We start from the raw sequence: 10677 nt of genomic DNA, 5'->3' as shown, positions 1-10677 counted from the left end.
GCCTCCGCGGCGGCACCGGTCCGCCGCTCGGCCGCCCGGGCGCGCACGCCGCGCACCCACGCCCCCACCGAGGCGCCGGGGTACGCGCCGACCAGCTCGGGCGCGAGCTCCTCGGGCACCTCCACGTCGGCGATCTGGGCGACCCGGTGCAGCAGCGTGCTCACCCGGTGCCGGTCGGCCCGCAGCGCCTCCTCGGCGGCCCGCCGCTCGCCGGCCAGCCAGTCCTCGGCGCGGGCGAACCGGTCGACGTCGAACAGCGTGCGCAGCAGCTTGCCGCGGTCCTCGGGCTCGGCGCGCAGGAAGCGGGCGAAGTCGCCCTGGGGCAGCAGCACCACCTGGCAGAACTGCTCGGCCGACAGACCCAGCCGCACCCGCAGGTACTCCGAGCCCTCGTCGATGCGGGTGCTCACCGGCTGCCAGCTCCCGCCGGCCCACCGCTGGACGAGCAGCCGCGCCTGCTCGGTGGTCTCGCCGGTGCCGCGCTTCTTGGGGCGGGTCTGCTCCGGACGGCGGGCGACCAGCAGCCGCTCGCCGGCCAGGGTGAGCTCGCAGGAGACCTCGGTGCGGGTGCCGGCGTCGGCGTGGTCGCTGCGCAGCCGCCGGGCCTCGCCGCGGGCGCCGGGGACGGTGCCGTAGAGGGCGAACACCACGGCGTCGAGCAACGTCGTCTTGCCCGCGCCGGTCGGGCCCCACAGCAGGAACAGGCCGTCGCGGGCGACGTCGTCGACGTCGACGGTCTCGGTGCCGGCGAACGGGCCGAAAGCGGTGAGGGCCAGGGAGTGCAGCCTCACCGGGCCAGCTCCTCGCGGGCGGCCGCGCCGAGCGCCCGGGCCAGCAGGTCCCGCTCGGCGGGGGTGGTGCCGACCCCGCCGCGGACGTGGGAGACGAACTCCCCGGCGACGTCGAGGTCGTCGCGGCCGCGCAGCCGCTCCTGGTAGCTGCGCCCGTCGCCGGCTCCCGCGCCGCCGGTCCACTCCAGGTGCACGCAGTGCGGGAACCGCCTGCGCAGCCGGCGCATCGGGTCGGCCGGGCGGACGTCGTCGGTCAGGCGGGCGGACACGAACGCGTCCTCCGCGGCGGCGTGCGCGGGGTCGTCGAGCAGCTCGTCGAGCGTGCCGGTGAGCACCGTCAGCGGCCGGGGCACCGGCAGCGGGACGGCGGAGACGCCGGCCAGCCCGGAGCCGTCGAGGTCGACCAGCCAGGCCTGCTTGTCCTGCCCGGCCTCGCCGAAGGAGTAGGGCAGCGGCGAGCCGCTGTAGCGCAGCCGGTCGGTGAGCGTCTGCGGCCGGTGCAGGTGGCCCAGCGCGACGTAGTCGACGCCGTCGAACACCGACGCCGGCACCACCTCGACCCCGCCGACGCAGATGTCGCGCTCGCTGTCGCTGGCCACACCCCCGCCGACGAAGGCGTGCGCGAGCACCACCGCGCGGGTGCCCGGACGGCGGGCCAGGTCGGCGCGCACGCGGTCCATCGCCGCCTGCAGCACCGCCTCGTGGCTGCGCGCCTCCGCCACGCCCAGCTCGTGCCGGGCGATCTCCGGCTCGAGGTAGGGCAGCCCGTAGACGGCGACCCCGCCGTGCGCGTCGGCCAGCAGCACCGGCTCGTCGAGACGGGCGGTGGCCGCGCGCACGTGCAGGCCGGCCTGGGTCAGCAGGCCCGAGAAGGTGCCCAGCCGGCGGGCCGAGTCGTGGTTGCCCGGGGTGAGGACGACGGCGGCCCCGGCGCCGAGCAGCCGCTCCACCACCCGGTCGAGCACGGCCGTCGCGTCGGCCGAGGGGACCGCCCGGTCGTAGACGTCACCGGCGACGACGACGGCGTCGACACCCTCCGCGGCGACGACGCCGGCCAGCCCCGACAGCACCGCCTCCTGCTCGGCGAGCAGGTCGGCGCCGTGCAGCGACCGCCCGATGTGCCAGTCGGAGGTGTGCAGCAGCCGCATGGTGGCGGACGGTAGGTCGGGGTGCCGACAGAACCGGCCAGGCTCGCCGTGACCGACCGGTCACACGGCCCGCGCCGGGACCTCCGCTCAGTACCTGCGGGTCGAGTACGGCGACTCGTCGTGGCCGCCGGCGACCGTGTCCGGCTCCCACGCCCGGCGCTCCTCGTCCTCCTCGATCAGGTGGTGCAGCAGTCCCGCCGTCCCCTCGACGTCGGGGACCCGCTCGAGCACGAGCGGGCCGCCGTCACCGACCGACTCGACGGTCAGCGTCCCGGAGCGGATCAGCCGCTGCCGCAGCGTCTGCCGGAAGGAGACGTCGGTGACGCGGGACAGCGCGACGTCCCGCCCGCGACGGGAGCGCACACCCTCGCGCGACAGCAGCCGGTGCGTCGTCAGGACGTGGTGGGTCGTGCGCCAGCGCAGCACCGGCCCGCCCACCAGGACCGCCAGCGCCACCAGCGCGACCGCGAGCAGCAGCAGGCGCAGTGACCCCTGCTGGGGGCCCGGCGGGACCAGCGCGGCGAGGTAGGACCCGGCACCGACGACGACGAGCGCGCGGACGACCGGCCAGAACAGCGTCGTCCAGTGCGGGTGCAGGTGGCGGACGACCTCCTCGTCGTCGGCGAGGAGCTTGTCGGGGTAGGGCACCGCGCCAGGATGACCGAGCGCGGGCCGGCCGTCAGGTTCCGTGCGGGCGTGTCCGGACGTGCTGGACGTCGCCGCTGGCCAGCTCGACGGTGCCGGCGGGTGTGCGCAGCACGAGCCGGCCGTCCCAGTCGACGGAGGTGGCGGTGCCCGACAGCGTGGAGCCGTCGGGCAGCGTGACGGTGACCTCCGCGCCGACGGTGGAGCACCAGGCCAGGTAGTCGCGGGCCAGGCCGGTGGCGACCGGGTCGCCCAGCGCGGCGGTCCACTCCAGGTAGCGCCGCTCCAGGGCGCGCAGGTAGGCCAGCAGCACCGGCGCCCGGTCGACGTCGGCACCGGTCACCCGCGACAGCGAGGTGCCGGTGGGCGGCAGCTCCTCGGCGCGGGTGGAGACGTTGAGCCCGGTGCCCACCACGACCGCGCTGCCGGCGACCTCGGCCAGGGTGCCGGCGAGCTTGGCGCCGTCGGCGGCGAGCAGGTCGTTGGGCCACTTCAGCGAGGTGCGCACCCCGGCGACCTCGCCCACGGCCTCGGCCAGCGCGATCCCGGTGAGCAGGGGCAGCCACCCGCGGCGGGCGGCCGGGACGTCGGGGCGCAGCAGCACCGAGACGGTCAGCCCCGCCCGCGGCGGTGAGGTCCAGGTGCGGGCCAGCCGGCCGCGCCCGGCGGCCTGGTGCTCGGCGACGAGGACGATCCCCTCGGGTGCGCCCCCCTCGTCGGGGTCGCCGGCGGCCCGCTCGGCGAGGACGGCGTTGGTCGAGCCGACCTCCTCGACCACCTCCAGCGAGCGCCACAGCCGGCTGTCGCGGACGAGCGCCGCCTCGAGCGCGCGGCCGTCGAGCGGCGGGCGGTCGAGCTCCGACCAGCGGGCGGAGGGCGCGTCGGGCACTCCCCTACGCTACGGCCCCGTGAGTGCGGCTGAACTGGAGAGCGCCGGCGAGTCCGTCCCCGGCGACGTCGACGTCCACACGACCGCCGGGAGGCTGGCGGACTTCGAGCGCCGCGTCCAGGAGGCCACCCACGCGGGGTCGGAGCGGGCGGTCGACAAGCAGCACGCCGCGGGCAAGATGACCGCCCGCGAGCGCATCGAGGCGCTGCTGGACCCGGGCTCGTTCACCGAGCTCGACGAGTTCGCCCGGCACCGCTCCACCACCTTCGGCATGGAGGCCAAGCGCCCCTTCGGCGACGGCGTCGTCACCGGCTACGGGACCGTCGACGGCCGGCCGGTCTGCGTGTTCTCCCAGGACGTCACCGTCTTCGGCGGCAGCCTCGGCGAGGTCTACGGCGAGAAGATCGTCAAGGTGCTCGACCTGGCCGTCCGCAACGGCTGCCCCGTCATCGGGATCAACGAGGGCGGCGGGGCCCGCATCCAGGAGGGCGTGGTCTCCCTCGGCCTCTACGGCGAGATCTTCCGCCGCAACGTGCACGCGTCCGGCGTCATCCCGCAGATCTCGCTGGTCATGGGCGCCGCCGCCGGCGGGCACGTCTACTCCCCCGCGCTCACCGACTTCGTCGTGATGGTCGACCAGACCTCGCAGATGTTCATCACCGGGCCCGACGTGGTGAAGACGGTGACCGGCGAGGACGTCACCCTCGAGGAGCTCGGCGGCGCCCGCACGCACAACACCAAGTCCGGCGTCGCGCACTACCTGGCCGAGGACGAGACCGACGCCCTCGACTACGTCAAGGCGCTGCTGTCCTACCTGCCGAGCAACAACCTCGACCCGCTGCCGGCCGTCGAGGTCGCCCCGGCCGACACGACGCACGACGGCGTCACCGACGACGACCGCGAGCTGGACACCTTCGTGCCGGACTCGGCCAACACGCCCTACGACATGCACACCGTCATCGAGCACGTCCTCGACGACGGCGAGTTCCTCGAGGTGCAGCCGCTCTTCGCGCCCAACATCCTCATCGGCTTCGGCCGGGTGGAGGGCCGGCCGGTCGGTGTCGTGGCCAACCAGCCCACGCAGTTCGCCGGCACGCTCGACATCGACGCCAGCGAGAAGGCCGCCCGGTTCGTCCGCACCTGCGACGCCTTCAACGTCCCGGTGCTCACCTTCGTCGACGTCCCCGGGTTCCTCCCCGGCACCTCGCAGGAGTGGGAGGGGATCATCCGCCGCGGCGCGAAGCTGATCTACGCCTACGCCGAGGCGACCGTCCCGAAGATCACCGTGATCACCCGCAAGGCCTACGGGGGCGCCTACGACGTCATGGGGTCCAAGCACCTCGGTGCCGACCTCAACCTGGCCTGGCCGACGTCGCAGATCGCCGTCATGGGCGCGCAGGGGGCGGTGAACATCCTCTACCGGCGCGAGCTCGCCGACGCCGACGACGCCGACGCCCGCCGGGCCGAGCTGATCACCGAGTACGAGGATGCGCTGCTCTCGCCGTACATCGCGGCCGACCGTGGGTACGTCGACCAGGTGATCCGGCCGTCGGAGACCCGCATCGAGGTCACCAAGGGGTTGCGCCTGCTGGCCAACAAGCGGCAGACGCTGCCGCCGAAGAAGCACGGGAACATCCCGCTGTGAGTGACGCGCAGCGCCCGCTGCTGCGGGTCGTCAGGGGCGGACCCTCACCCGAGGAGCTCGCCGCGCTGACCGTCGTCGTGGCCGCACTGTCGCAGCGCCGCCCGCGCCGCCGTCCGGTGCCGGTGGGCGCCTGGGCCTCGTTCGCCGACGCCCACCGCCGTCCGCTGCAGCCCGGCCCCGGCGGCTGGCGTGCCTCCGGGAGGTCCGCGTGAGCGTCAGCCGCCGTCTCGTCCTGGCGTCCGCGTCCCCCGCGCGGCTGGCCCTGCTGCGCCAGGCCGGGCTGGCCCCCGAGGTCGTGGTGAGCGACGTCGACGAGTCGGCGGTGCGGGCGCCGCGGGTCGCCGAGCGGGTGGCGCTGCTGGCCGCGGCCAAGGCGGGCGCCGTGGCCGGGCGCGAGACCGACGCCCTCGTCGTCGGGGCGGACTCGCTGCTGGAGTTCCGCGGGCAGGCGATGGGCAAGCCGGCCGACGCGGCCGAGGCCCGCGAGCGCTGGCGGCGGATGTCGGGCCGCTCCGGGGTGCTGCACACCGGTCAGGCGCTGTTCGACGTGCGCGGCGGCGGGATCGCGGCGCGCGACGTCGTCGTCACCTCGACGGTGGTGCACTTCGCCAGCCCGAGCCCCGCCGAGGTGGACGCCTACGTCGCGACGGGTGAGCCGCTGGCGGTGGCCGGCGCCTTCACCCTCGACGGGCTCGGCGCCCCCTTCGTGCGCCGGGTCGAGGGCGACCCCGCGTCCGTCGTCGGCCTCTCCCTGGCCGCGCTGCGCGAGCAGCTGGGACGGCGCGGGCTGGCCGTCACCGACCTCTGGCGGCGTTGAGCCCTCGCCGGCCCGCCCCACAGACCGAGCAGTACGAGACCGAGGGAGAAGACCGGTGCAGAAGGTCCTGATCGCCAACCGCGGGGAGATCGCGGTCCGGGTGGCGCGCGCGTGCAGGGACGCGGGGCTGACCAGCGTCGCGGTCTACGCCGAGCCCGACCGGGACGCGCTGCACGTGCGGGTGGCCGACGAGGCCTTCGCGCTGGGCGGGACGACGCCGGGTGACTCCTACCTGGTGATCGACAAGGTCCTGGACGCCGCCGGGCGGTCCGGCGCGGACGCGGTCCACCCCGGCTACGGCTTCCTCTCCGAGAACGCCGACTTCGCCCGGGCGGTCATCGACGCCGGGCTGACCTGGATCGGCCCCTCCCCCGAGGCGATCATCGCCCTCGGCGACAAGGTGCGGGCCCGGCACATCGCCACCGCGGCCGGGGCTCCGCTGGTGCCCGGCACCACGGACCCGGTGGGCGGCGCCGACGAGGTGGTCGCCTTCGCCGAGGAGCACGGCCTGCCGGTGGCCATCAAGGCCGCGTTCGGCGGCGGTGGGCGCGGGCTGAAGGTGGCCCGCACCACGGCGGAGATCCCCGAGCTGTTCGACTCCGCCGTCCGCGAGGCCGTGTCGGCCTTCGGCCGCGGCGAGTGCTTCGTCGAGCGGTTCCTGGACAGGCCCCGGCACGTGGAGGCCCAGGTGCTCGCCGACACCCACGGCACCGTGGTCGTCGTCGGCACCCGCGACTGCTCCCTGCAGCGGCGCAACCAGAAGCTGGTCGAGGAGGCGCCCGCGCCGTTCCTCACCGACGAGCAGCGCGCGCGCATCCACGAGTCGGCCAAGGCCATCTGCCGGGAGGCCGGCTACCACGGGGCGGGCACCGTCGAGTACCTCGTGGGCGTCGACGGCTCGATCTCCTTCCTCGAGGTCAACACCCGGCTGCAGGTCGAGCACCCCGTGTCGGAGGAGACCAGCGGCATCGACCTGGTCCGCCAGCAGTTCCGCATCGCCGACGGCCTGCCGCTGGAGGTCACCGAGGACCCGGTCCCGCGCGGGCACAGCATCGAGTTCCGCATCAACGCCGAGGACGCCGGACGCAACTTCATGCCGGCGCCCGGCCCGGTGACGCGGCTGGAGATCCCCCAGGGCCCGGGGGTCCGCTGGGACTCCGGCGTCGAGACCGGCGGCGAGGTGGCCGGCGCGTTCGACTCGATGCTGGCCAAGCTGATCGTCACCGGCGCCAGCCGCGAGGAGGCCCTGCAGCGCGCCCGCCGCGCACTGGACGAGCTGGTGGTCGAGGGCATGCCCACGGTCGTCCCGTTCCACCGCGCGGTGGTCCGCGACGAGGCCTTCACCAGCGAGCCGTTCTCGGTGCACACCCGCTGGATCGAGACCGAGTGGGACAACCAGGTCCCGCCCTGGTCCGCCGCCCCGGCCGAGGCCGACGAGGAGGCGCCGCGGCAGACCGTCGTCGTCGAGGTCGGCGGCCGCCGTCTCGAGGTGTCGCTCCCCGCGGGTCTGGCCGCCGGCGGCGGCGCGCCGGCTCCGGCGGGCGGCGCCAAGCCGCGCAAGCGGGGCTCCGGGCACGGCGGGTCGGGGACCTCGGGGGACTCCCTCACCTCGCCCATGCAGGGCACGATCGTCAAGGTCGCCGTCGAGGAGGGTGCCCCGGTCGAGGCCGGTGACCTCGTCGTCGTCCTCGAGGCGATGAAGATGGAGCAGCCGATCGCCGCGCACAAGGCGGGCACCGTCACCGGCCTGTCGGCCGAGGTCGGCGCGACCGTCACCAGCGGCGCGGTCCTCTGCACCATCACCGACGCGGCCGCGGAGGCCTGAGCCGTCGCGCTGCTCCGGGCCCACCGGCCCGGAGCAGCGCCGTCAGTAGTACTGGACGCTGGTGCCGGTCGCGGCGTCGTGGCTGATGCGGCCGCGCTGGAAGGTCTGCTCCACCCGGGACGAGCCCCGCTGGGGCCCCGTCGGGTAGCCGAGCCGCCCGGACTCCCCGCCTCGCGCGTCGTAGGTCCGGGAGATCGCCCCCTGGACCGCGAAGCCGCCCGTCGCGGGCGACCAGTGGATCCGGCCGTGCTGGAAGGCCTGGGTCGTCCCGCCGTTCACCGTCGGGTACGGCTCGGTCACCGGGTAGCCCAGCACCCCGGACTCCCCCCACATCGGGTCGTAGACCGCCCGGATCGGCCCCCAGACGGCGTGCGCCCCGGTCGCCGGGGACCAGTGGATGCGGCCGTGCTGGAACGGCTGCGTCCAGCCACCACCCGCGGTCGGGTAGCGGCCGCCCACGGGGTAGCCGAGGACGCCGGACTCCCCCCGCAGCGGGTCGTAGGCCTGGCCGATGACCGACGTGACGGCATGCCCCCCGGTCGCCGGGGACCAGTGGATGCGCCCGTGCTGGAAGGCCTGCGTGACCCCGCCGTTCGCCGTCGGGTAGCGGCCGCCCACGGGGTAGCCGAGGAGCCCGGACTCCCCCCACAGCGGGTCGTAGACCCGGGAGATCTCCCCGAGGACCGCGTGCCCGCCCGTGGCCGGGGACCAGTGGATGCGCCCGTGCTGGAAGGCCTGCGTGACCCCGCCGTTCGCCGTCGCGTAGCGCCCGCTCACGGGGTAGCCCAGCGGCCCGGACTCACCCCACATCGGGTCGTAGGCCCGGGAGACCTGCGTGTACACCGCGTGGGCCCCGGTGGCCTGCGACCAGTGGATCCGGCCGTGCTGGAACGCCTGGGTCTGCCCGCCGCCGGCGGTCGGGTACGGAGCGGTGACCGGGTACCCGAGGACGCCGGACTCGCCCCGCAGCGGGTCGTAGGCGGCACCCAGCCTGGCCGGCACCGCGTGCGCGCCCGTGGCCGGGGACGAGTGGACGCGTCCGCCCTGGAAGGCCTGGGTCCAGCCGCTGTCCGGCGTCGCGTACCGGTCCCCCACCGGGTAGCCGAGCCAGCCCGACGGGCCGCCGGTCCGCAGGAACTCGGCGAGCAGCTGGTCGCGCACGACGCGTGCGCCGGTCGCCGGCGACCAGTAGATCGACCCGTTCCGGAAGTGCTGCGCGCACCCGCCGCTGCGCAGACCGCAGAGCTCGTCACCGGTGGGTGCGCCGAGCGAGCCGCCCGACCCGCCCAGCGACCGGTACAGGACGGCGATCGGGCTGTCGGCCGCCGGCCCGTCGGCCGCCGTCCGCACGGTGACCGTCGCACCGGACGCGGACGCGCCGACGACGCTGACCGTGAACGAGCCGCCGCCGAGGGACATCCGGTTCCCGGCGGGCAGCACGGTCTGCTCGTCGGCGGCCCACTGCGCCTGCGCGGCCGGCGTCCCGTCGAGCAGCAGCGAGGTGTCGCCGGTCGGACCGGGGCCGTCGGTGTGCACCAGGACCCCGGCCTCGAAGCCGTAGCCGATCGCCGGGTCCAGCCAGCCGTCCTGGCCGACGGCGGTGCGGTACTCGACCCAGTAGCGGCGGCCGTCGCGGGCGGTCAGCGCGAGCACGCGGGTGCCCGTGCCGCCGCCCATCGGGGTCAGCGTGTACGTGCCGCCGGTCCCGGCGGAGTCGACGGCGACCCGGGCCGACGCCGGGAGCAGGTCCAGCCGTGCGGCGTGCGGCGCGTTGAGCGAGCCCACCTCGTTCCACGAGACGCCCATGACGTCGTACCAGTCCCAGTAGGACACCGTCCGGCACGGCGTGGCCTCCGGGGAGCCGTCGCACTGCACCGCCGACGCGTGCCCGAGCCCGAAGTTGTGGCCGAGCTCGTGGGCGATCACCGAGGTGCTCACCGCCCGCACGTAGAGACTCCCGCCGGCGCCGCGCGAGGAACCGATGCTGGCCAGCCCGTAGGCGCACGACGGCATCCCGCTCGGGTAGCCGGGGACGTAGAGCAGCAGGTGCCGGCCGGCGCCACCGGTCCAGGAGATCCTGCCCGCGACGTCGGTCCACAGGGCCGACGAGGAGGTGCACACCGCGGAGCTGGTCACCCACGAGTCCGCGCCGGCGGTGGCGTGGATCCGCACCGCCCCGCCGCTCTGCGACTCCCAGAAGTCGGCCACCGGGCCGTTCACCTGGTCGACCACCTGCTGGACCGTGGTGGCGTCCGGGGACAGGCCGCTGGGAGCGACCAGCACGACGGTGACCTCGTTCGTGTACGGCGCGGAGGCAGGCGCCGCCGGAACGGTCTCCGCGGGCGCCACCACCTCGGCCTCGAGGACCTCCCGGGCCGGCTCCACACCCTCCGCCGTCCCGGGCTCCTCGGGCACCTCGGCGCCGACGGTCACCTCGACGGTGGCGCCCACGGGCAGGTCGTCGACGCCGTCGCTGTCGACCCGGACGCTCGTCCCGTCGTCCTCGGTGACCCAGCTGAGCAGGGCGTCGTCGGCGTGCGCGGCGGCCTCGTCGGGGTCCTCGTGCTCGGCCCAGGTCTGGACCAGCTCGCCGACGACGGTGTCGCCGGCGGTGACCTCCTCCGCCGGGCCCGCAGCCGGGCCCTCCGCCGGGCTCTCCGCCGCGGCCGGGCCGGCCAGCAGCAGCGGGGTCAGGACGGCGGTGGCGGCCGCGAGGGAGAGCAGCCGCGGGGGCCGCGGTCGGGCAGCGTGGGGCACGGGTCTCTCCAGGTCGGTGGGCACCGTGCTCCTCATCGGCGGGACGGGCGCCGGACTGGACCCCGGCACCGCGGTCCCACCCGTCCGGGCGTCAGGGGCGCCGGCGGAGCAGGGGCAGCCGGCGGGCGGCCAGCGCGGTCCCGCCGGCGCCGAGCAGGCC

General features: G+C 75.8%; 9 protein-coding genes. 4 read left to right on the top strand and 5 right to left on the bottom strand.

Annotated elements, in window-relative coordinates; all coding sequences use genetic code 11:
* The 4 genes from ABQ292_RS24715 to ABQ292_RS24700 form a co-directional block, all read right to left on the bottom strand.
* A partial coding sequence (locus tag ABQ292_RS24715; RefSeq protein ID WP_369210363.1) for an AAA family ATPase occupies positions 1-791 on the bottom strand: 791 nt, incomplete at its 3' end.
* Positions 788-1939, bottom strand: a complete 1152-nt coding sequence (locus ABQ292_RS24710; RefSeq protein WP_369210362.1) for an exonuclease SbcCD subunit D — start codon at positions 1937-1939, stop codon at positions 788-790. The genes ABQ292_RS24710 and ABQ292_RS24715, both read right to left, overlap by 4 nt.
* A gap of 87 nt (positions 1940-2026) precedes the next feature.
* Positions 2027-2587, bottom strand: coding sequence for a PH domain-containing protein (locus ABQ292_RS24705; RefSeq protein WP_369210361.1), 561 nt, complete (start codon positions 2585-2587; stop codon positions 2027-2029).
* A gap of 31 nt (positions 2588-2618) precedes the next feature.
* Positions 2619-3473, bottom strand: a complete 855-nt coding sequence (locus ABQ292_RS24700; RefSeq protein WP_369210360.1) for a biotin--[acetyl-CoA-carboxylase] ligase — start codon at positions 3471-3473, stop codon at positions 2619-2621.
* A 19-nt stretch (positions 3474-3492) separates the two neighbouring features.
* Here ABQ292_RS24700 and ABQ292_RS24695 point away from each other — a divergent pair, with 19 nt between their 5' ends.
* Genes ABQ292_RS24695 through ABQ292_RS24680 form a run of 4 tightly spaced genes read left to right on the top strand, consistent with a single transcriptional unit; the run spans position 3493 to position 7760 of the window.
* Positions 3493-5118: an acyl-CoA carboxylase subunit beta gene (locus ABQ292_RS24695; protein ID WP_369210359.1), complete on the top strand. Its 1626-nt coding sequence runs from the start codon at positions 3493-3495 to the stop codon at positions 5116-5118.
* Complete coding sequence (locus tag ABQ292_RS24690; RefSeq protein ID WP_369210358.1) at positions 5115-5330, top strand: acyl-CoA carboxylase subunit epsilon; 216 nt, start codon at positions 5115-5117, stop codon at positions 5328-5330. Before ABQ292_RS24695 ends, ABQ292_RS24690 begins: the two co-directional genes overlap by 4 nt.
* Positions 5327-5935 (top strand): Maf family protein, encoded by a 609-nt coding sequence (locus ABQ292_RS24685; protein ID WP_369210357.1) that lies wholly within the window; start codon positions 5327-5329, stop codon positions 5933-5935. The genes ABQ292_RS24690 and ABQ292_RS24685 overlap by 4 nt, the downstream gene beginning before the upstream one ends.
* Before the next feature lie 55 nt (positions 5936-5990).
* Complete coding sequence (locus ABQ292_RS24680) at positions 5991-7760, top strand: acetyl/propionyl/methylcrotonyl-CoA carboxylase subunit alpha (RefSeq protein ID WP_369210356.1); 1770 nt, start codon at positions 5991-5993, stop codon at positions 7758-7760.
* Positions 7761-7802: 42 nt separating this feature from the next.
* Here ABQ292_RS24680 and ABQ292_RS24675 read toward each other — a convergent pair whose 3' ends face one another.
* Positions 7803-10517, bottom strand: a complete 2715-nt coding sequence (locus ABQ292_RS24675; RefSeq protein ID WP_369210355.1) for a reprolysin-like metallopeptidase — start codon at positions 10515-10517, stop codon at positions 7803-7805.
* Positions 10518-10677 lie beyond the last annotated feature (160 nt).

Source organism: Geodermatophilus maliterrae, from assembly GCF_041018925.1.
In the GTDB taxonomy this organism is placed as follows: domain Bacteria; phylum Actinomycetota; class Actinomycetes; order Mycobacteriales; family Geodermatophilaceae; genus Geodermatophilus; species Geodermatophilus maliterrae.
Note: the sequence above shows the minus strand (reverse complement) of the source record. Positions and strands in the feature narration are given on the sequence as shown.